The organism is Erwinia sp. AK-PDG3-5, from assembly GCF_056821705.1.
This window is the reverse complement of the sequence record NZ_CM165967.1, coordinates 902,204-923,345: the sequence shown is the minus strand read 5'-3', so window position 1 is coordinate 923,345 and position 21,142 is coordinate 902,204. Positions and strand designations below refer to the sequence as shown.

The window sequence follows — 21,142 nt, the reverse complement described above, 5'->3', positions numbered from 1 at the left end:
TCGCACAATCCCCCTTAATCCCATGCCAGCTGGAGCAGCATTCCCGCTTGTTGCCTCTGCCTGAGGCACTGAGCAAAGGTTTGCATGCCGACCTGCGATCCCGTTTCCACTAATCCGCCAAGCTGATGGGTTTTGCCCTCACGGATCAGATTCGCGACCGCTGGCGTATTCACCAACACCTCGAACAGTGCGATGCGGCCCTCGCCTTCCGGCTCCAGCCGTTGCGCGATCACCGCTTTCAGGCTCCCGGCCAGCTGGCTGCGGATCAGGTTTTTCTCCGCTCCCGGAAACACATCCACCAGCCGATCCACGGCCTGCGTTGCACCTCGCGTATGCAGCGTTGCCAGCACCAGATGCCCGGTTTCCGCGGCGGTTAATGCCTGCTGAATGGTATCGCCGTCGCGCAGTTCGCCCAGCAGGATAACGTCAGGATCTTCACGTAGCGCACTGCGCAACCCTGCACTGAACGACGCGCAATGCGTGCCTATTTCGCGCTGCTGGATCAGCGAGCGTTGGCTGTGATGCAGAAACTCGATGGGATCTTCCAGCGTCAGAATATGCCGCGCCTGCTGTTGGTTGATGGCGGCAATCATTGACGCCAGCGTGGTCGACTTTCCGCTGCCGGTAGCCCCGGTGACCAGCACCAGCCCGGCCTGCAGCTGAAGCAGCGAGCGGGTGATCTCCGGCAGCTTTAGCGCAGCCATATCCGGGCTTTCGCTTGCGATCGCCCGCAACGCCAGCGAAAGCCCCTGCCGCTGGCGGAACAGGTTGGCACGCAGCCGCGTTCCGTCCGCCATGGTCAGGGCAAAATCCAGCTGCCCGGCCTCTGCGAATGCCGCCTGCTGGGCGTCGGTCAGCCAGTGCCGCGCATGGCTTTCCAGCATCGCGCTGGTGACCAACGGTGAAGCGCCGATCGGCTCCAGTTGGCCGCAACGGCGCCAGAATGGAGAATGCCCACTGCAAAGGTGCAGATCCGAGGCGTTATGCTTTACACTAAGGGCCACCATGTCCTCAATATCCATATAATACTCCCTGACTATGACCTCGATTCAGCACAACCTACAGCAAGTCCGCGAGCGAATCTCCGCGGCAGCCGCAAAGTGCGGGCGCGATCCGGCAGAGATTACTTTGCTTGCAGTCAGCAAAACAAAACCCCAGAGCGCGGTCGAAGAAGCTATTGCTGCGGGCCAGCGGTGTTTTGGTGAAAACTACGTGCAGGAAGGCGTGGATAAGATCCTGGCACTGGGGAATTCCGCCCTGGAGTGGCACTTTATTGGTCCGCTGCAATCCAACAAGAGCCGACTGGTGGCGGAGAACTTTGGCTGGTGCCACACCGTTGACCGGCTGAAAATTGCCACCCGGCTTAACGAGCAGCGTCCGGCTGATTTGCCGTCGCTGAATGTGCTGATTCAGATAAACATCAGTGACGAAAACAGTAAATCTGGCATCATGCTGGAGGCGCTGAGCGAACTGGCAAAAGAGATCGCCCTGCTGCCGCGCTTAACGCTGCGTGGACTGATGGCCATTCCGGCACCCGAAGCAGAGTATTCGCGGCAGTTAGCGGTGTGTCAGCAGATGGCAGAGGCGTTTAACGCACTGAAAAAAGACTATCCCGCTGTCGATACGCTTTCTCTGGGAATGAGCGACGATATGGATGCTGCAATCGCGGCAGGCAGTACCATGGTGCGCATTGGCACCGCTATTTTTGGCGCGCGTGATTACAGCGCCGCTCACAACAATAACTGAGGAACCCCATGCTGACGTTGACTTTCCTGGTCAAAACCCTGATCGACCTGTACGTAATGGTGCTGTTATTACGTATCTGGATGCAGTGGTCACGAGCCGATTTCTATAACCCACTGGCGCAGTTTGTCGTTAAAATTACCCAACCGGTGGTGAAACCGTTGCGACGGATCCTGCCCTCCATTGGCCCGATAGATACCGCGTCACTGTTGCTGGCGTTTGTGCTGACGACGCTGAAATACCCGATTTTATTGCTGATTCAGGTGGGTGCCTTCTCGGTTGACCCGATGAATCTGCTGGTGGGTCTGTTATCGCTGCTGAAGTCAGCGGGCAACCTGGTGTTCTGGGTGATCATCATCCGTTCACTGATGAGCTGGATCAGCCAGGGCCGTGGCCCGGTGGATCAGGTGCTGATTCAACTGACCGAGCCGCTGATGTCCCCTATCCGCCGGATACTGCCCGCGATGGGCGGTATCGACTTCTCGGCCATGGTAGTGATTTTGATCCTCTATATGCTGAACTACCTGGGCATGGACCTGTTCCCGGGCCTCTGGTATCTGCTGTAACCTGAAAATTCTGGACCTGATATGCAAAAAGTAGTGCTCGCCACCGGCAACCCCGGCAAAGTTCGTGAAATGGCTGATTTACTGGCCGCCTTTGGCCTCGACATTGTGGCGCAAACCGAACTGGGCGTGGAGTCAGCTGAAGAGACTGGCCTGACGTTTATTGAAAACGCCATCCTGAAAGCGCGTCATGCGGCGGCGATCACCGGCCTGCCGGCAATTGCCGATGACTCCGGGCTGGCGGTCGATGCGCTGGGCGGCTCACCGGGCATTTACTCGGCGCGCTATGCCGGGGAAGATGCCAGCGATCGGCAGAATCTGCTGAAGCTGTTAGCTTCGCTTGAAAACGTGCCTGACGATAAGCGTCAGGCGCAGTTCCATTGCGTGCTGGTTTATCTGCGTCACGCAGAAGACCCGATGCCACTGGTGTTCCATGGCAGCTGGCAGGGTGAAATTACCCGCAGCGCGGTGGGCGAAGGCGGCTTCGGCTATGACCCGATCTTCTTTGTACCTGAGCTGGGTAAAACCGCCGGTGAGATGACCAAAGCTGAGAAGCACGCGGTTTCCCATCGTGGCAAAGCCATGACGCTGCTGCTGGAAGCGATGCGCAATGCGTAAGCTGCCGCCACTCAGTCTGTATATCCATATTCCCTGGTGCGTGCAGAAGTGCCCCTACTGCGACTTCAATTCGCACGCGCTGAAAGGGGACGTGCCGCATGAAGAGTACGTGCAGCATCTGTTGGCGGATCTGGATGCCGATCTTCACCTGACCTCCGGGCGTGAAGTCAGCACCATTTTCATCGGCGGCGGTACGCCCAGTTTGTTAAGCAGTGAAGCCATGCAGATGTTGCTGGATGGCGTTCGCGCCCGCCTGCCACTTTCTGCCGCGGCGGAAATCACCATGGAAGCCAATCCCGGTGCCGTGGAAGCAGACCGCTTCAGTGGCTACCAGCGCGCCGGAATCAACCGCATCTCAATTGGGGTGCAGAGTTTCAGCGCGCAGAAACTGGAGCGTTTGGGACGCATTCACGGCCCGGAAGAAGCAAAGCGCGCGGCTCATCTGGCAACAGATTTGAATCTGCGTAGCTTTAACCTCGATTTGATGCACGGATTGCCGGATCAGTCCCTTGAAGAGGCGCTGGACGATTTACGCCAGGCGATTGCGCTGAACCCACCGCATCTGTCGTGGTATCAGCTGACTATCGAACCCAACACGCTGTTTGCCTCACGTCCGCCAAAACTGCCGGATGACGACGCGCTGTGGGATATCTTCGAACAGGGCGATCGGCTGCTGACGGCGGCAGGTTATGTACAGTATGAAACCTCGGCCTATGCCAAACCGGGTTATCGCTGTGAGCATAACCTCAACTACTGGCGCTTTGGTGACTACTTAGGGATTGGCTGTGGCGCGCACGGCAAGCTGACCCAGACCGATGGCCGCATTATCCGCACCACCAAAACCCGCCATCCTCGCGGTTTTATGGCTGGAAAATATCTCGACCGTCAGCAGGACGTCAGCGACAGCGACAAGCCGTTCGAATTCTTTATGAACCGCTTCCGCTTGCTGGAAGCGGCGCCACGTGCCGAATATCCGCTGTATACCGGCCTGGATGAGAGCAGCATCCGCCCGCAAATCAATCAGGCCCTCGGCGAAGGCTATCTGACGGAAACGGCGGAAAGCTGGCAGGTGACGGAGAAAGGGAAGCTGTTCCTCAACTCGCTGCTTGAGCTGTTCCTCGCAGAAGACGAGGCGCCATAAAAACAAAACGCCTGATGAGCTTCATCAGGCGTTTTTTTATCGTGCAAGGTTCGGCTTACTTCAGGCCGGCAATCATCGCCTGGCGCTGATCTTCCAGCACCGTCACCCGGTTGCAGACTTCATGACCGAAGTTCTGGAAATCCTGCTCCTGCCCTTTCCACTCTTCCTGTAAAGACTGCTGCAAACCGCCGAGATTGCCCATCAGCGCCTGCAGCGGATTCCCGCCGTTACCGGCCTGTTTGCTGCCCATCTCGTTCAGGCTGTCCTGCACCACGCCGCCCATCGCACTCTGCACCAGCGCCTCGCCATCTTTGCGCACCTGATCGATGGCCTGATGATGGAAGGTCAGCCCATCGCTGCGATGCTCAATAATCCGGTTCATCTGCTGTTTCAGCTGCGTATCCAGCGAGGTCAGACGGTTACGCACGTTGCTGTCCTGCCCGAGCTTTTCAACAATCACTTTATCCAGCGCAACGCGGCCTTTTTCCAGACGCTGACGTGCACCCTGATCGATCCACGGCAAATCACGACGTAATGCGGTCTGGTAATCAATCGCCTTCTGGCGCGTGGCGGTATCAACCGTCGCCGCCTGGCCGTTGCGCTGCACGTCGCCGGTTGGGGTGATCACCAGATTGCCGCTGGCACCCACTACCTGCACAGTCTGCGGGGAGATCACGATGTCATCCTGGGGTTTCACGCTACATTGATAGTCAGCCTGAGCCTGACCCGCTGCCAGCAACAGCGCTGCCACCATCATCGCTTTACGCATTTTGCATTCTCCTGAGAAAGAAAAGGCCACGCATGCGTGGCCCTAACAAACATCCGTTTATCCCGACATCCTTTCAGATGCGACGAGGGATACTGACTTAGTCCCACCAAACATCGAAAAGTTCGGTGACCTGAATGTTGTTCAGCTTACGTTCTTCCAGCCATTTGCGCACCAGCTCGCGGTGCTCATCGGTGCATTTGCCGGTCTGCTGCAGGCAAATCAAACCTTCCCAGTGCAGGTAGCCACTGCCATCAAAGGCCAGGCCGTTCGGGTCGATCACTTCTTCGATCAGCGCATCAACACTCTTGTCGATGGTCTCTTCGCTGGTGCCTTCCGGGAAGGAGAAACCAATTGAGAAACCTAATTCCTGAAACTCATCGATATGCATTTTCTTGCGTAGGCGACGACTGCGTTGGGTAGCCATTATTTAATCCTCTCAAACATCAGATCCCAAACACCGTGACCAAGACGCTGGCCACGCTGCTCAAATTTCGTTAACGGACGCGACTCTGGGCGCGGCACGTAGTCTTGTGTTTCTGACTGGTTTTTATAGCCAGCAATGCTGTTCATCACTTCCAGCATGTGCTCGGCATAGGCTTCCCAGTCGGTAGCCATATGGAACACGCCGCCCAGCTTCAGCTTGCGCATCACCAGCTCGGCAAACGGGGCCTGCACGATACGGCGTTTGTTATGACGCGCTTTGTGCCACGGGTCCGGGAAGAACAGCTGCACCATACGCAGTGAATTATCCGGGATCATCTTCTCTAACACGTCGACCGCATCGTGGCACATCACGCGAAGATTCTCCACGCCGGCTTCCTGCGCGCTGCTCAGGCAAGCGCCGACGCCAGGTGAATGCACTTCAATTCCGAGGAAGTCCTGGGCCGGATTATTCTGCGCCATGGTGACCAGAGAAGCCCCCATGCCGAAACCGATCTCCAGCACCACCGGTGATTCACGGCCAAATAAGCTGACCAGATCAACAGGTTCAGGCTGATACTCAACACCCATTACCGGCCAGTAATTGTCCAGCGCGTGCTGCTGGCCTTTCGTCAGACGACCCTGACGACGAACGAAGCTGCGAATACGGCGCATTGGGCGACCGTTCTCATCAAACTCCGGGGAAATGACATCATTCTTCATATTTCTGCCTGCTGGTCTGCAATCTCTGGAAAGGGGGCATTATGCAAAGTTACAGCGGTTAAGCAAGCCCCGGTAACTTCCGGTTTACAGCATAGTTGGTCTGTGCTGGAATCCCAGCCTGATTTTCACTTATCCAGGATATTTCTCTGACATGATGCAAGCGCCGCAGTTCTCACGGCAGGTACTGGAGTGGTATCAGCGCTTTGGCCGCAAAACTCTGCCCTGGCAGCTGGAAAAAACGCCGTATAAAGTCTGGCTTTCGGAAGTGATGTTGCAGCAAACGCAGGTCGCGACGGTGATCCCTTATTTCGAACGCTTTATGGCGCGCTTCCCTGAAATCAGCGATTTAGCCAACGCCCCGCTGGATGAAGTTCTGCATTTATGGACCGGCCTCGGTTATTACGCCCGCGCGCGCAATCTGCATAAAGCGGCGAAAACGGTGGCGGAGAAGCACAACGGCATTTTCCCCCAGACCTTTGACGAGGTGATGGATTTGCCCGGCGTCGGCCGGTCGACCGCCGGCGCGATCCTCTCTTTATCTCTCGGGCAGCATTATCCAATCCTCGACGGCAACGTTAAGCGCGTGTTGGCCCGCTGCTATGCCGTCTCCGGCTGGCCGGGCAAAAAAGAGGTCGAGAAGCGTCTGTGGGAGATCAGCGAAGAGGTCACTCCAGCAGAAGGCGTCAGCCAGTTTAATCAGGCGATGATGGATTTAGGGGCGATGGTCTGCACCCGCTCAAAACCCAAATGCGAAATCTGCCCGCTGAATCTGGGCTGCATCGCCTATGCCAACGGCAGCTGGGCCAGTTACCCCGGCAAGAAGCCAAAGCAGACGCTGCCGGTGCGCACCGGCTGGCTGTTGATGATGCAGCAGGATCAGGAGGTCTGGCTGGAACAGCGCCCACCGGTCGGCCTTTGGGGTGGGCTGTTTTGTTTCCCGCAGTTTACTACCCTGCCCGAGCTGCAACAGTGGCTGAGCGACAAACGCATTGATGGCGCACCCCTGCAACAGAGCATCGCGTTTCGTCACACCTTCAGCCATTTCCACCTGGATATTGTGCCAATGTGGCTGGAACTGCCTCCGGCAGGCGCGGTAATGGATGAAGGCGCTGGTCTCTGGTATAACTTAGCGCAGCCACAGTCCGTTGGGCTGGCCGCGCCGGTGGAACGCCTGTTACAACAGCTGCGTCAGCCACAACAGAAAGCGCTGAACATCCGCGCGACAGAAGAGGAAGAGTAATGAGCCGAATGATTTTTTGCACGTTCCTGCAACGTGACGCCGAAGGGCAGGATTTCCAGCTGTATCCGGGTGAGACGGGTAAACGTATCTATAATGAGATTTCGAAAGAAGCCTGGTCACAGTGGATGAGCAAACAAACCATGCTGATCAATGAGAAGAAGCTCAGCATGATGAACCCCGACGATCGTAAGCAGCTTGAGCAGGAGATGATTAAATTCCTGTTTGAAGGGCATGAGGTCCATATCGAAGGTTACACCCCGCCAGAAGAATAATCGTTGGGCCTCACAGATGAGGCCCTCACAATGTGGGCGAAGCACGACAACATGAATAAGAAACTCCTTAGTTTGCTGGTAATAGCGCCGCTGCTGATTTCCTGCTCAGGCAACAAAAAGCCGGCTTTCCACGAAGAGTGGGTTAAAGACACCAACGGATTCGATATTCTGATGGGACAGTTTGCCCATAACATCGAGAATATCTGGGGCATCAACGAAGTGCTGATCGCCGGCCCCAAAGATTACGTGAAGTACAGCGATCAATATTACACCCGCAGCCACATCAACTTTGAGTCTGGATCGATCACCATTGAGACCATTGCCGGGACCGATCCGATGACCAGCCTGCGTCAGGCGATCATCACCACCCTGTTGATCGGTGACGATCCGGGGAATGTCGATCTGTACTCGGATGCCAATGATATTAAGCTCGGTACCGAGCCGCTGCTTTACGGTCAGGTGCTGGATAACACCGGCCAGGCGATCCGCTGGCAAGGCCGTGCGGCCACCTTTGCGGACTATCTGATCCAGAACAAGCTGCAACGCCGCACCTCCGGGCTGCATGTGATCTACTCGATCACCATTCCGATGGTGCCCAACCATCTGGATAAGCGTGCTCATAAATACCTGCCGATGGTGCGCGAAGCCTCCGCGAAGTATGGCGTCGATCAGTCGCTGATCCTGGCGATTATGCAGATTGAATCGAGCTTTAACCCGTATGCGGTCAGTAATGCCGACGCGCTCGGACTGATGCAGGTGGTGCAGCATACCGCCGGAGTTGACGTGTTCCGCATGAAGGGCAAATGGGGCAAGCCGAGCCGCAGCTATCTGCTGGATCCGGAAAACAACATTGATGCCGGTACCGCCTATCTGTCGATCCTGCAGGGTAGCTATCTGGCCGGGATCACCAACCCAACCTCGCGGCGTTATGCGGTGATCACTGCCTACAACGGTGGCGCGGGCAGCGTGTTGAAAGTGTTCTCCAGCGATAAAACGCGGGCGTTTAACACCATCAACAATCTGTCGCCAGCCGAGGTGTATCAGACGCTGACCACCAACCATCCGTCAGCGGAATCCCGTCGTTATCTGTATAAAGTGAGCAGCGCGCAGAAGAGCTACCACTCGTACTGATGCTGAGGCAAAAAAAAGGGCAGCTCCGTAAGGGCTGCCCTTTTTTATAGTTGATACGCCCTGCTGTGGGCAAAAATTAACGACTGATATTTTTGAATTGTTTTGTGGTGTCGGTCAGTGCGGTTTCGGTTGGCAGACGCTCCATTGAGCTGGCACCGTAAAAACCGTCGCACTGCGGGCAGTTATCCAGAATGTACTGGGCGTCTTCCGGGCTGGAAATCGGCCCGCCGTGACACAGCACAATGACGTTTTCCCGCACGCTTTTTGCCGCCGTGGCCCACTGATTAATCAGCGGCACGCAATCCGCTAACTTCAGCGCGGTTTCTGCACCAATATTCCCGCCGGTGGTCAGCCCCATATGCGGCACGATAATATCGGCACCGGCTTCGGTCATGGCGATGGCATCGGCTTCGCTGAACACATACGGCGTGGTCAGCATCTCTTTCTGGTGCGCCAGACGGATCATATCGACTTCCAGGCCGTAGCCCATGCCGGTCTCTTCCAGATTGGCGCGGAAGTTACCATCGATCAGCCCGACGGTCGGGAAGTTTTGCACGCCCGAAAAGCCCAGCGCTTTCAGCTCGTCCAGAAAACGGTCGAACTGGCAAAACGGATCGGTGCCGTTGACGCCGGCCAGAACCGGGGTGTTTTTCACCACCGGCAGCACTTCCTTCGCCATATCCACCACAATCTCATTGGCGTTACCGTAGGCCAGCAGTCCGGCCAGCGAGCCGCGTCCTGCCATGCGATAACGGCCTGAGTTGTAAATGACGATAAGATCGATGCCGCCTGCCTCTTCGCATTTCGCAGAAAGGCCGGTGCCGGCACCGCCGCCGATAATCGGCTCGCGGCGGGCAATCATCTGGTTAAATTTTGTCAGTATTTCCTGACGGGTAAAAGCCATTCTCAGTACTCCTTTGCCAGTTGGCGGAACTGCTCCACAGCAATCTGTGCAAATTCCCGGTCGTTAATGTTATAGGGTACGCGAAGTATTTTACGCTTTGCCGTCTGCACTAAACGGTCTTCCAGCGTGGTGATAAATGCCCGATCGGCGTCCGGAGACCAGAATGCCTGGCCTGGCGCATCCAGTGCCGAGAATCCGCCTTCCGGGATCAGGAAGACAATTTTTCCCTGACACCGGTTCAACTTGGCGGCGATCCAGGTTGCCAGCGCCACATTCTCCTCAACCGTGGTGCGCATCAGCGTAACCTGCGCATTGTGATGATAGAAGAGACGGTCGGCATATTTTTCCGGCACGCTGTCGGCATGGCCGAAGTTGACCATATCCAGCGCGCCGCAGGAGATGACGCAGGGCGCTTCTGAACTGGCCAGCGCATCAAAGCGGGTATCATCACAAGCCAGCACGCCACCAAACAGCAGGTCGCAGACTTCGGTGGTGGTCAGATCGAGCAGGCCGGACAGCATATAGCTGGCGGTGAGTTTTTCCATCGCCATGCCGCCGCTGCCGGTGGCGTGGAACACCACGCAGTCATAGTCCTTTTCCAGCGCGGCGCTGACGTGCTGAATGCAGGGCGTGGTGACGCCGAACATGGTCAGCCCCAGCGCCGGATTTTCATTCGGATCCTCTTCGACGTCCCACAACACGGCACCCGCAACCTGGTGGGCGGCGTTGGCCAGCACCCGACGGGAAATGCGGTTCAGGCCCGCCACATCGGTCACGGAATTCAGCATGGTGATATCGCTGGCGCCGACATAGCCTGAGACGTCGCCGGAGGCCATGGTAGAAACCATCACTTTCGGGATGCCGATGGGCAGTGCCTGCATCGCCGGGGTGATCAGCGCCGTTCCGCCGGATCCGCCCAAACCAATCACGCCGAGCAGGTCGCTTCTTTTGCTGAGGAAATTCTTAAATGCCAGCGCCATTGCATCAATGGCTCTGCCGCGGTCGCCGCAGAACACGGCGTTGCGTCCATCGGGATGGAAGTCGGCGATCAGTTCCGGGGGGAAATCCGCTTCAGAAGGCATAACTGGTTGAGTTGACAGATCAACTGTTAACACGTCTGCACCGGTTTTGGCGATGCAGTCACTGACGTAAAACAGTTCCCTTCCTTTAGTATCTGCTGTAGCAACAGCGTAGATATAACCTGCGTTTATACTCATAGTCGTAACAACACCCTGTTATCAGACGAAATAAGAACTTGAAAAACCAGTAGTAAAAACGTACATAACCTGTACGCCTCATTATTTTCAAGGCCACGAGATTACAGTACCACCTTCATTATTGGTAAATCAATTGAATGAAATATGCGTCTCACAGAGATGTTGACTATGCTTACGGCTGAGGTCTGGCTTTTAGATTTGCCCCGAAGTCATCGCGATTTCTTCCGGGCATTATTCGTCAATCGCTTGAATTTCAAGCCGAATTAATTGAACAAATGAGGTTATTGTGGAGCAAAGGGATTCCGCTGGGGTTATGACATTAACCGCTACAAGGGCAAGAACACGACGCTTACTGATTGAAACTGCAATGAAGATGTTCGACAGTGGCGCCTTCCCGTCGATCACCGAAGTCGCTCAGGAAGCACAGCTTTCGCGGGCGACAGCCTACCGTTATTTTCCCACTCAGAGCGCGCTGGTTTCGGCCATCGTGACTGAGACGCTCAGCCCGATCAAAAACTGGCGTCCGACCAAAGAAGACACCGGCGACCGCATTGATGAGATGCTGGGATTTGCCTTCCCGCGCATGCTGGAGCATGAAGGCACGCTGCGTGCTGCCCTGCACCTTTCTCTGACGCAGTGGGCGCAGTCACGTTCCAGCGAACGGCCGGAAAAAGAGAAGCTGATCAGGGGTAACCGCAAGGCGATGCTGCAGCATGTGGTTGAGCCGTTAAACCAGGAGATGTCACCGAAGATGGTGGAGCGCGTGGTTCAGTCGCTGTCGCTGGTCTATGGCTCGGAGATTTTTCTGGTGATGAAGGATATCTGGGGCTGCGATAACCTGCAGCTGGAAGATATTGGCAAGTGGATAGCCAAAGCGATCGTACGTCAGGCGCGCGAAGATGAAAAAGCGCTGACGGCGGACTGAGCTGCCGCAAAGCACAGGGGCCACAATCGCGGCCCCTGATACTCACCTGTTACTGACAGCCGTTACTCGTTAAGCATGTAGCCAAACAGACGCTTGACGCCATTCTCATCGGCTTCGGCATAGACGCCCTGCAGTTCCGGCGAGAAGCCAGGCAGCAGATTAAGCCCTTCTTCGAGTGCGAGGAAGTAGCGTTGAACCGCCCCGCCCCAGGCTTCGCCAGGCACAACACAGAGCACACCCGGAGGATAAGGCAGTGCGCCTTCCGCCGCGATGCGTCCTTCCGCCTTCGCAATCGGCACCAGCTCGACGTTGCCACGAATAAATTCGATATTGGCATCCTGCGGGTTCATCATCACTTTTGGCAGGCTTTCCTGACGGAACATCGCCTTCTGCAAATCCTTCACGCCATAGCTGACGTACAGCTGATGCATCTCCTGACAGAGACGACGCAGGGTGTAACCTGCGTAGCGCTTCGCATTCTTGCGGTAGATGGTTGGCAGTACGTCGGATAACAGCGCATCCTCTTTGACGTGCTGTTCGAACTGCGCCAGCTTAGCCACCAGATGGGCCATTTTCTCGACGCTCTCTGCGGGCGTCAGCAGGAACAGGATCGAGTTAAGGTCGCACTTCTCTGGCACCACGCCATTTTCGCGCAGGTAGTTAGCCAGGATAGTAGCCGGGATGCCGAAGGATGCGTACTGACCGTTGGCGGCATCGATGCCCGGCGTGGTCAGCAGCAGCTTACAGGGATCGATCAGGTACTGATCTTTCTCATAGCCCTCAAAGCCATGCCAGTCAGCGCGCGGCGCAAAGCTAAAGTAGCGGGCATCCGAGGCGATGGTTTCGGTTTTCGCATCCTGCCAGGGTTTGCCGTCCACTTCATCGGGAATAAACGGCTTAATCATTTCGCAGCGGGCCAGGATCGCTTTACGGGCATCGATGCCGAGGGTGACGCATTCGTGCCACAGGCGACGCCCCGCTTCGCCCTGATGCATTTTGGCATTCACGTCCAGCGCGGCAAACAGCGGATAGAACGGGCTGGTTGAGGCGTGCAGCATAAAGGCATTGTTGAGGCGTTTATGGCTGCAGAAGCGCTTCTGGCCGCGCAGGTGGTTATCTTTTTTGTGGATCTGCGAGGTTTGCGAGAATCCGGCCTGCTGTTTATGCACCGATTGGGTAACAAAGATGCCCGGATCGTTTTCGTTGAGTTCCAGCAGCAGCGGCGAACAGGCTTCCATCACCGGAATAAACTGTTCGTAGCCGACCCATGCCGAGTCAAACAGGATGTAGTCGCAGAGGTGGCCGATGCTGTCGATCACTTTACGGGCGTTATAGACGGTGCCGTCGTAGGTGCCAAGCTGGATAACCGCCAGGCGGAAAGGACGGGCTTCCTGCGCGCGTTCCGGCGCCACCTGTTTAATCTGCTCGCGGATGTAGTCCTCGTTAAAGCAGCGCGCATCGATACCGCCGATAAAGCCAAACGGGTTGCGGGCGGTTTCGAGGTAGACCGGGGTCGCACCGGCCTGGATCAACGCGCCGTGGTGGTTCGATTTATGGTTGTTGCGGTCGAAGAGCACCAGGTCGCCGCGCGTCAGCAAGGCGTTGGTCACCACTTTATTGGCGCTGGAGGTGCCGTTCAGCACGAAATAGGTTTTATCGGCGTTGAAGACTTTCGCAGCAAACTTTTGTGCATGTTTCGCCGATCCTTCGTGGATCAGCAGGTCGCCCAGCTTTACGTCGGCATTGCACATATCGGCGCGGAAGACGTTTTCGCCGAAGAAGTCGAAGAACTGACGGCCAGCCGGGTGCTTTTTGAAGAATGCGCCGCCCTGGTGGCCGGGACAGGCAAAGGTGCTGTTATCCATCGCGACATATTTGGTCAGCGTATTGAAGAACGGCGGCAGCAGTTCGCTCTGGTATTCGGACGCGGCGGCTTCGAGTTTGATCGCATCGTCCCCGGCACCGGTCAGCAAGCCGACGTTTTCCGGCAGGTCAATTTCCTGTTCCTGCTCAGGGTAGTCCAGCGAGATAAACACCGGCAGGTTAAAGCCGGTATGGCGCAGCAGCGCCAGCATGCCGCTACGGGAGTCGGCAACAGAGACGACCACCGCCGCCACATCCGTAAAATCAGTTTTCTCTAGCGTAACGACTTCGCGTCCGGTCTGGAGGTGGATAGCCACAGTGGTGCTGGCTGCAATTTTCAGTGGTGTCATAGCACAAATCCTCAGGCGTCAAGGATGAGTGGGTGCCAGAGGCACAGCAATGGGAGACGGCAATAGCCCTCTTCCGGCGAAAGGTGTCAAACAGGTGAACAGCCAACAGGGTCCGGCTTCAACCGATAGACATCAGTAAAATCAGATCGCGTCTGTTTTTACTCATGGCCAACAGTAAGCGTATGAAAACCTCACCGCACGGTGAGAGATTTTTTCGACAGGATGTGACAAGCGGATCGGCGCGCCAGCGACATACGTGAATGTCGGGTACAGGTGCTGTTTTTCAGCAGTGAACCAGGCATGGCGGCGACCTTAAAGTGGCGTGGTGACGTTATCCGTCAGAGTGGGCGCAATGATGGCACTTTTTTTTTTCAGGTTCAAGACGGCGGGTGAATTTATCGGCTGGCGGCGCTTTCTCTAATTAATTGATATTTAATGACTAAAATTGGCGATAAAAATAAAAAAGGTTATTTTTCTGTTGGTTATGCAGTTTTGTTGCAAAGATATTCAACGGGGTGAAGGTCAAAACCGGGTCGGTGGTTGGCGTCAGCATAGAGCGCGGTATCCGAGACGCCGTAAATCCCTCCCTGGAGGCTTGGCTGCGGCATCCCTGCCGCAGACACTCGGCTACCGCGCTCTACGCCGCCACCCTATAACATTCGCGTAGTTGATAGGTTTCGTGGATACACAGGTCAAGGGCAGGATTTTAGTTCGCGTTGTTGTTGAGGGGATAGTGCATACACAGGTCAACGGCAGCCAGCTGGGCGGGGTTTTGACCTGAGTGTCCACATTCAATCATTCGGCATTGAAGCCTAGGGGGAAGGGAGAGAGGGGGGATAAACAAAGCATCTGCGACAGGGATGTCGCAGCTGAGCCCCCAGGGATGGGTGCACGGCGTCTTTGTGTTCCCCCCTCTCTCCCTGAGCTTGCCACCATAGCATACAGACGACTTACTGAATCGCAGCCCACAGCCCCGTCAATCTTGCCACCCCAACCCACAGACGGCTTACCAAACTCAGACCCACAGAAGACTTACCAAACTCAACCCCCCAGATCTACAGCCAGTGCTGCGCCTCGATCTTCTCGCCGTCACTGAACCGCGCTAAACGGAAGGCGGTGGGATCAACGATCGGTGTTGATCCACTCACCAGATCGGCCATCAACTGACCCGCAGCGGGCGCGATACCGAAACCGTGCCCGGAAAAACCGGTGGCGATAAACAGGCCTGGCACCGTTGGTGCGCCGGAAATCACCGGGATCGCATCCGGCATCGTGTCGATCATCCCGCCCCAACTTTGCGCTACCTGTACGTTGCCAAGCGCAGGCAGCCATTGCTTCAGGTTGATCAGGATCTGCTTAAGCACCGCCGGATCGATCTGCGGGTCCAGCACCCTGATCCGCTCATACAGCGAAACGCGATCCGCCTGACCGGGCCGCCAGTGCAACGCTTCTTCCACAAAACGCTGCCCCAACCGCAACTGTAACGCCTTGCGCTCCTGCCAGAACGCCGGGAAAAAAACCTTCAGAAAACGTAACGAATCAGGCGTTATATCGGCGGTATTCACCGCTGAACTGGCGATGGTCAGCCCACCGTCCAGCCGCTTGCGCATCGCGACGCCGCCAAAACTGACGCACGGCGCGATTTCACAATTAACCGGCCGGGTTCTCATCACCGTCGACAAAACCTTTAACTGCGGCAAGGTGATCCCCATTCCCTGCAACAACAACCGGGACCAGACGCCGCCAGCCACCACCACCGACTGACAGGCCACCGCTCCGTGCTCGGTCACCACATGACTCACCCGTCCGGCAGCGCGCTCAATGGTGCGCACCGCGCAATGCTGCTGAATATTGACTCCCAACTCCATCGCGTACATCGCCATCGCGGGCGCGGCTTTTTGTGGCTCGGCCCGACCATCCAACGGCGTCCACATCCCGCCCGCTATCGCCTGGTTCAGACCCGGAAGCCTGGCGGCGGTCTGATCTGCCGACAGCATCTCACTGTGAATATCATACTGACGCGCTTCGTCACACCAACGCTGATGCCGCTCGCGCTGCTGTTCATTGCGCGAGGTGTAGAGAATGCCTTCGCGACGGAAACCGGTTTCCCGCCCCACCCGCTGATTCATCCCCTCCCACATTCTCAAACTTTGCTCGATCAACGGCAGCTCGCGCAGATCGCGCCCGGTCCGGCGGCACCAGCCCCAGTTGCGGCTGGATTGCTCGGCGGCAACGGTGCCCTTCTCCAACACAACGACCTGGATCCCTCGCTGCGCCAGCGACATCGCCGTCGCCACCCCAATAATCCCTCCACCGATCACCACCACTTCCGCCTGTGTCGGGAAGATCGCCGACGATGGCACCAAATCAACGACTGGACCCATGACTTACCCTCTTTTAGTATTGATCTTCCACGGTCCAGTTCACCGGGATCTCCGCAATGCTGGTGGTGGTCGGCAGCTCCAGCACCGTGCGCACCAGATGCGCCAAATCTTCGGGTTGCGTCATCTTCTCCGCCGGCACTTCCGTCAGCGCGGTGCCCATGTCCGTGGCGACATAACCCGGACAGATGGCGGTGGAACGAATGCCGTCTTCGTCACCAATCCGGCGCAAACCGTGAGCCAGCGCCAGTGCAGCAAACTTGCTCATCGCGTACAGACTGGAACGTTCTGCACGCACCCGCTTACCGGACAGCGAAACCAGCGCCACAATCCGCCCGCTGCCGCTGGCCACCAGATGCGGCCAGGCCTTGCGGCTCAGACGCATCGGCGACTTCACGTTGACGTCAAAAGTGCGGTCAAACTCGTCGTCGGTGGCGGTCAGCACCGAAACCGGCAGCATCATCCCGGCGTTATGGATCACCGCGTCGATGCGGCCAAATTTTGCGATGGTGGCCGCAATCCAGTCGTCTTCGGTGGCGCCATCCAGCGCATCAAATCGACAGACCAGCTGATGCTCAGGATCGGCGTTGGCCACCTCTTCCGGCGTCCGGCATCCCAGGCTCACCGCCCAACCGTTGGCCAGTAAATTTGCGGCAATCGCCGCACCAATGCCACGGCTGGCACCGCTGATCAGCGCCACGCGCCGGGTTGAAGCATTCATCAGGTTCTTCTCCAGTTAGCTCATTGATGCCCGCAGACGCGTATCCAGCGGACTTAACATCGGTTCTACGCCAGCCACTTCTTCCTGTAATAACGCCACATAGCGCTGCACGGCGTCCGGCGTCAAACGGGGTGACAATACGGTTAAGCCCAGCGATCCCACCACGCCCGCACCCGCCACGCGGATCGGCACCGACACCCCGCCGATCCCCGGCAATAATTCGCCAGGATCCAACGCGTAACCGCGCGAGGCGGTTTGATCGATCAACGATTGCAGCCGGGTTTTAGTCAGGATCGGCCAGTTATTCAGCCGCAGCGCATTGCGTTCGAGGATCGCCTGCTGCGTCTCCGCGTCGAGAAATGACAGGATCGCCAGACTGCCGGGCCCCAAACCGAGCGGCACCGCGCCACCTATCGAGCCGGTCAGCGTCTGCATCTGAAAATCACTGTCATAACGGTCGATACACACCGAATCATCGCGGTCGCGCGCCATCAGCATCACCGTTTCGCCGGTCAACTGCCTTAAACGTTCCAGCGCCGGCTGGAAGTGGCGACGCAGGCCTGGCCCTTTGGCCGCCTTCGCCCCGTAAATCAGGAGCTTGGTGCCCAGCCGGTAGCACTTATCCCCCTGGGCTTTATGCAATAGCTGATGATCCACCAGCGAATTCAAAATGCGGTGACAGGTCACCTTGTTGAGCCCGGACAGCTCGCACAGCGTTTTCAGCGTCAGACCTTCGCTGCCGACGTCTGACACCAGGTCCAGCAGCATCACCGCACGGTCCAGAAGCTGGACCCCGTTTTTCCCATGAGCGTCGCTCATCGCCCCTCCAAAATTCCACTATGTGGAACTTTTAATTATAAGATTTCAATATGTGGTTTTTTGTTGACTAAATTTCTAGCAGATTTCACACTCGGTTGGCAAGTGAGATGCATTTTTAAGCACACCAGGGCTAAAAAAGAATCAGAGCATCGCGCTGCCGACAGACCAAAACCTGAGCCAAAAAGGCCGGAAATCACCTGCAATCACCACGACACCGGAAGGATGTAAACATGAAAAGAAATCGCGCACTGATGGCTCTTTCCCTGCTGATTATGACTCCTGTTATTACCCATGCTGACACCCTGTCCGATATCAAAAGTCGTGGCGTACTGACCGTGGGTATCAAAAACGATTACCCGCCGTACGGCTTTATGAACGCCGAGGGCAAAACGGTGGGCTTTGAAGTGGACCTGGCGCGCTCCATCGCCGCTAACCTGCTCGGCTCACCCGACAAAATCAAACTGGTGCCGGTCAACGCCTCTAACCGCATTCAGTTCCTGCAGTCCGGCCAGATCGACCTGATTATGGCCACGCTGGGCGTAACGCCTGAGCGTGCTAAAGAAATTGATTTCACCGTGGAGTATGTTTCGGCAGCGGGCCCGTCGGTGATGGCGCGCAAAGAAGCTAAATTCAACCAGTGGGAACAGCTGAAAGGCCAGAAAATCTGCGGCATTCAGGGCTCTTACTACAACAAAACGCTGACGCAGAAATACGGCATCCAGCTGGTGAACTTCACCGCCCTGCCGGAAGCCTATCGCGCATTGCAGGATAACCGCTGCGTGGCGATGGTCTTCGATGACATGACCTTGCAGAACAAGCTGGGCGAGCCGGGCTGGAGTGACTACAAAATTGCCATCAAGCCTTACGAGTTCCTGCCGATGGCGGGCGGACTGCGCAAGGGTGACGAGGCGTTCAAAAACGCGGTTAACGCGGCAATCGTGAAAACGGAAGGCGAAAACAAGCTGGTTGAATGGCAGAGCACCTACCATATGCCGCCATCGGACTACATCACTAAGCGTGCCGAAGCCGCCCGCGCAGCCAAGTAAGCGGCGGGAGCGTAACGATGTTCGGACTCGATTATTCCTGGCTGCTGGATCCGACCTATCAGCAATGGCTGCTTCAGGGCGTGGTGCAGACGCTGGAGCTGGCGGCACTCTCTTCGGTGATTGCCATCGCCATCGGCCTGGCCGGGGCGCTTGGCTTGACCTTCAAAATCGCCTGGCTTGATGCGCTAATCGAGCTGTTTGTAGAGCTGTTTCGCAATACGCCGCCGCTGCTGCAGATGCTGTTTTTTTACTTCACCCTGACGCAGATTGGCTTTACCGCCACCGATCCGGTTACCGGGTTGCAGGTGCCGCTGGTCAGCGCCTTCGCCTCGGCAACCGTCTCGCTCAGCCTGTTTGGCGGCGCGCTATGCATTGAAGCCTTTCGTTCCGGCTTTGATGCGGTGCCGAAAGCCACGCTGGAGGCGGCGCGATCCCTCGGCTATTCCCGCTGGGGACTGTTTGTGCACGTGCAGGCGCCGATTGCGTCACGCATCTGCCTGCCGCCGCTGACCAACGTGCTGACCAACTTATTTAAAACCACCTCGCAGGCGTCGGTGATCACCGTGCCGGAGCTGATGTATGCCGCCGGACAGATCTACAACGACACCTTCCGCACGCTGGAAGTGATGCTGTTAGTGCTGCTGATTTACGTGGTGCTGGTCAGCCTGCTGGTGTGGTTTATCAGCTGGGTTGAGCGTCGTCTCGCCTATCCTGGCTACGGAGGTTAATCATGGATGCGCTCTATCTGAAGCGAAAGCGCCAGACCAAACAGGCCTTTGCGCTGCTGGCGCTGATCGGACTGCTGTTCACCATCTTTAACGATCCGGGTGGCGAATGGCATCAGGTGTGGCTGCGGCTGCCGCTGCTGTTAACCGGCAGTCAGCAAGGCTGGCCGTGGTCGGGCGGCTTTGTGCTGAACATCTATATCAGCATTGTCAGCATGGCGCTTTCTACCGTGTTTGGCCTGCTGCTGGGGCTGGCAATGATGGCAAAACGCCGCTGGCTCAGCCTGCCTGCCCGCGCAGTGATGAACTTCCTGCGCAACGCGCCCTGGCTGGTACTGCTGTTCTCAATGCTCTATCTGCTGCCTTATCACGCATCGGTGTTTGGCATTTCCTTTACCTTCTCACCGCTGTTTAAGGCGATTGTCGGGCTGAGCCTGCCCACCGCCGCCAACTTCGCAGAGGTCATTCGTGGTGCCGTGCAGTCGGTGCACAGCGGTCAGTGGGAATCCGCACGCTCGATGGGCTACAGCTACGGGCAGATCTACCGATTGGTGATCCTGCCGCAGGCCTTCCGCCGCATCATTCCCGGCTGGATGAACCTGTATGCGCTGCTGACCATCTCCACCGCGCTGGCAACCGTCACGGGCGTGCAGGAAGTGGTCACGCTGTTGCGCACCACGCTGGCGACCGAAGGCGAAAGCACCCTGGTTTACTTCTACGTGACCGTGCTGCTGATGTTCTTCTTTTATTGCTACCCGATTGCGCTGCTGGCGCGTCGGCTGGAAAAAAATACTAAAGGGGAAGCGATATGAGCGAGCGTAACCACGCCCTTATTGAGCTGGACAATATTCACAAGTCGTTCGGCGATACCCATGTGCTGAAGGGGATTTCGCTGAGCGTCAATAAAGGCGAAGCGGTGTGCATCATCGGCCCGTCTGGCTCCGGCAAGTCCACCATTTTGCGCTGCATTAACGGCCTGCTGCCGGTGGATGAAGGCTTCGTTCGCGTCGGCAATCACCGCGTGCATGAGATGACCAGCGAGAAGCAGATGCGTCCGCTGCGTCACCAGGTGTCGATGGTATTCCAGCAGTACAACCTGTTCCCGCATCGCACGGTGCTGGACAACATCATGATGGCGCCAATGCAGGTCCTGAAGCATCAGCGTGATGAGGTGCGCGAGCGGGCGCTCAAACTGATCGCCAAAGTGCGCCTGACCGGTAAAGAAGATCGCTATCCCGGTGAGTTGTCGGGCGGCCAGCAACAACGCGTGGCTATCGCCCGATCGCTGGCGATGCAGCCGGAAATCATCCTGTTTGATGAAGTGACGGCGGCGCTCGATCCCGAGACGGTAAAAGAAGTGCTGAACACCATCCGCGAACTGGTGGATGAAGGGATGACCTGCGTGCTGGTCACCCACGAGATGCGCTTTGCCCGTGAAGTGTCGCACCGCGTGTGCTTCACCGATCGCGGCCGGATTGTGGAAAGCGCCCCCCCTGCGCAACTTTTTGATGCCCCGCAGGATCCGCGTACCCGCGAATTCCTCGGCCAGGTTTTGTGATCCTTTTTGAGAG

General features: G+C 56.9%; 22 protein-coding genes. 12 read left to right on the top strand and 10 right to left on the bottom strand.

The features are described from left to right. Nucleotides 1-14: 14 nt before the first annotated feature. Nucleotides 15-1,022 (bottom strand): type IV pilus twitching motility protein PilT, encoded by a 1,008-nt coding sequence (locus AC1UKS_RS04245; protein WP_482435918.1) that lies wholly within the window; start codon nucleotides 1,020-1,022, stop codon nucleotides 15-17. A 16-nt stretch (nucleotides 1,023-1,038) separates the two neighbouring features. Between AC1UKS_RS04245 and AC1UKS_RS04240 the strand changes: the two genes are divergently transcribed. From AC1UKS_RS04240 to hemW, 4 genes are read left to right on the top strand one after another with little or no spacing between them, the layout of a single operon-like run. Continuing rightward, nucleotides 1,039-1,746 carry a YggS family pyridoxal phosphate-dependent enzyme gene (locus AC1UKS_RS04240; protein ID WP_265908530.1) on the top strand — a complete coding sequence of 236 codons (708 nt, stop codon included), beginning with the start codon at nucleotides 1,039-1,041 and terminating at the stop codon, nucleotides 1,744-1,746. Nucleotides 1,747-1,754: 8 nt separating this feature from the next. Further along, complete coding sequence (locus AC1UKS_RS04235; RefSeq protein WP_482435917.1) at nucleotides 1,755-2,309, top strand: YggT family protein; 555 nt, start codon at nucleotides 1,755-1,757, stop codon at nucleotides 2,307-2,309. 21 nt (nucleotides 2,310-2,330) lie between these two features. Further along, nucleotides 2,331-2,924, top strand: coding sequence for an XTP/dITP diphosphatase (locus AC1UKS_RS04230; protein ID WP_482435916.1), 594 nt, complete (start codon nucleotides 2,331-2,333; stop codon nucleotides 2,922-2,924). Beyond that, nucleotides 2,917-4,065, top strand: a complete 1,149-nt coding sequence (gene hemW, locus AC1UKS_RS04225) for a radical SAM family heme chaperone HemW (protein ID WP_482435914.1) — start codon at nucleotides 2,917-2,919, stop codon at nucleotides 4,063-4,065. The genes AC1UKS_RS04230 and hemW overlap by 8 nt, the downstream gene beginning before the upstream one ends. Before the next feature lie 55 nt (nucleotides 4,066-4,120). On the opposite strand, the gene AC1UKS_RS04220 is transcribed toward hemW, so the two are convergent. From AC1UKS_RS04220 to trmB, 3 genes are all read right to left on the bottom strand, one after another. Beyond that, complete coding sequence (locus tag AC1UKS_RS04220; RefSeq protein WP_265908525.1) at nucleotides 4,121-4,834, bottom strand: YggN family protein; 714 nt, start codon at nucleotides 4,832-4,834, stop codon at nucleotides 4,121-4,123. Between the two features lie 97 nt (nucleotides 4,835-4,931). Next, a complete protein-coding gene (locus AC1UKS_RS04215) occupies nucleotides 4,932-5,258 on the bottom strand; it encodes a YggL family protein (RefSeq protein ID WP_013203692.1) in 327 nt (108 codons plus the stop codon). Continuing rightward, nucleotides 5,258-5,977 (bottom strand): tRNA (guanosine(46)-N7)-methyltransferase TrmB, encoded by a 720-nt coding sequence (gene trmB, locus AC1UKS_RS04210; RefSeq protein WP_053143598.1) that lies wholly within the window; start codon nucleotides 5,975-5,977, stop codon nucleotides 5,258-5,260. The genes AC1UKS_RS04215 and trmB overlap by 1 nt, the downstream gene beginning before the upstream one ends. Nucleotides 5,978-6,128: 151 nt before the next feature. Between trmB and mutY the strand changes: the two genes are divergently transcribed. The 3 genes from mutY to mltC are packed head-to-tail and all read left to right on the top strand — an operon-like array spanning nucleotide 6,129 to nucleotide 8,620. Beyond that, entirely contained in the window at nucleotides 6,129-7,217 is a 1,089-nt protein-coding gene (gene mutY / locus AC1UKS_RS04205; RefSeq protein ID WP_482435913.1) for an A/G-specific adenine glycosylase, read from the top strand. Next, on the top strand, nucleotides 7,217-7,489 hold the full coding sequence (locus AC1UKS_RS04200; protein ID WP_013203695.1) for an oxidative damage protection protein: 273 nt from the start codon (nucleotides 7,217-7,219) through the stop codon (nucleotides 7,487-7,489). The genes mutY and AC1UKS_RS04200 overlap by 1 nt, the downstream gene beginning before the upstream one ends. Nucleotides 7,490-7,540: 51 nt before the next feature. Further along, nucleotides 7,541-8,620 carry a membrane-bound lytic murein transglycosylase MltC gene (gene mltC, locus AC1UKS_RS04195; RefSeq protein ID WP_265908520.1) on the top strand — a complete coding sequence of 360 codons (1,080 nt, stop codon included), beginning with the start codon at nucleotides 7,541-7,543 and terminating at the stop codon, nucleotides 8,618-8,620. 76 nt (nucleotides 8,621-8,696) lie between these two features. Here the strand turns inward: mltC and AC1UKS_RS04190 are convergent, their stop codons facing one another. Together AC1UKS_RS04190 and AC1UKS_RS04185 are read right to left on the bottom strand one after the other, a co-directional pair. Further along, a complete protein-coding gene (locus tag AC1UKS_RS04190) occupies nucleotides 8,697-9,524 on the bottom strand; it encodes a phosphoenolpyruvate hydrolase family protein (protein WP_013203698.1) in 828 nt (275 codons plus the stop codon). 2 nt (nucleotides 9,525-9,526) lie between these two features. Then, on the bottom strand, nucleotides 9,527-10,741 hold the full coding sequence (locus tag AC1UKS_RS04185) for a Tm-1-like ATP-binding domain-containing protein (protein ID WP_482435911.1): 1,215 nt from the start codon (nucleotides 10,739-10,741) through the stop codon (nucleotides 9,527-9,529). A 313-nt stretch (nucleotides 10,742-11,054) separates the two neighbouring features. On the opposite strand from AC1UKS_RS04185, the gene AC1UKS_RS04180 reads away from it, so the two are divergent. Then, on the top strand, nucleotides 11,055-11,666 hold the full coding sequence (locus AC1UKS_RS04180; RefSeq protein ID WP_265908518.1) for a TetR/AcrR family transcriptional regulator: 612 nt from the start codon (nucleotides 11,055-11,057) through the stop codon (nucleotides 11,664-11,666). 62 nt (nucleotides 11,667-11,728) lie between these two features. Here AC1UKS_RS04180 and AC1UKS_RS04175 read toward each other — a convergent pair whose 3' ends face one another. From AC1UKS_RS04175 to AC1UKS_RS04160, 4 genes are all read right to left on the bottom strand, one after another. Then, nucleotides 11,729-13,879 (bottom strand): ornithine decarboxylase, encoded by a 2,151-nt coding sequence (locus AC1UKS_RS04175; RefSeq protein ID WP_482435910.1) that lies wholly within the window; start codon nucleotides 13,877-13,879, stop codon nucleotides 11,729-11,731. 1,055 nt (nucleotides 13,880-14,934) lie between these two features. After that, nucleotides 14,935-16,263 carry an NAD(P)/FAD-dependent oxidoreductase gene (locus AC1UKS_RS04170; protein WP_482435909.1) on the bottom strand — a complete coding sequence of 443 codons (1,329 nt, stop codon included), beginning with the start codon at nucleotides 16,261-16,263 and terminating at the stop codon, nucleotides 14,935-14,937. A 13-nt stretch (nucleotides 16,264-16,276) separates the two neighbouring features. After that, nucleotides 16,277-16,981 carry an SDR family NAD(P)-dependent oxidoreductase gene (locus AC1UKS_RS04165; RefSeq protein ID WP_482435908.1) on the bottom strand — a complete coding sequence of 235 codons (705 nt, stop codon included), beginning with the start codon at nucleotides 16,979-16,981 and terminating at the stop codon, nucleotides 16,277-16,279. A gap of 15 nt (nucleotides 16,982-16,996) precedes the next feature. Next, a complete protein-coding gene (locus AC1UKS_RS04160; protein ID WP_482435907.1) occupies nucleotides 16,997-17,800 on the bottom strand; it encodes an IclR family transcriptional regulator in 804 nt (267 codons plus the stop codon). A gap of 230 nt (nucleotides 17,801-18,030) precedes the next feature. On the opposite strand from AC1UKS_RS04160, the gene AC1UKS_RS04155 reads away from it, so the two are divergent. From AC1UKS_RS04155 to AC1UKS_RS04140, 4 genes are read left to right on the top strand one after another with little or no spacing between them, the layout of a single operon-like run. Beyond that, entirely contained in the window at nucleotides 18,031-18,846 is an 816-nt protein-coding gene (locus tag AC1UKS_RS04155) for a transporter substrate-binding domain-containing protein (RefSeq protein WP_455864289.1), read from the top strand. A 17-nt stretch (nucleotides 18,847-18,863) separates the two neighbouring features. Next, on the top strand, nucleotides 18,864-19,574 hold the full coding sequence (locus AC1UKS_RS04150) for an amino acid ABC transporter permease (protein WP_482435906.1): 711 nt from the start codon (nucleotides 18,864-18,866) through the stop codon (nucleotides 19,572-19,574). 2 nt (nucleotides 19,575-19,576) lie between these two features. Beyond that, nucleotides 19,577-20,383, top strand: a complete 807-nt coding sequence (locus AC1UKS_RS04145; protein ID WP_482435905.1) for an amino acid ABC transporter permease — start codon at nucleotides 19,577-19,579, stop codon at nucleotides 20,381-20,383. Then, nucleotides 20,380-21,129, top strand: a complete 750-nt coding sequence (locus AC1UKS_RS04140) for an amino acid ABC transporter ATP-binding protein (RefSeq protein WP_013203709.1) — start codon at nucleotides 20,380-20,382, stop codon at nucleotides 21,127-21,129. The genes AC1UKS_RS04145 and AC1UKS_RS04140 overlap by 4 nt, the downstream gene beginning before the upstream one ends. Nucleotides 21,130-21,142: the final 13 nt, after the last annotated feature.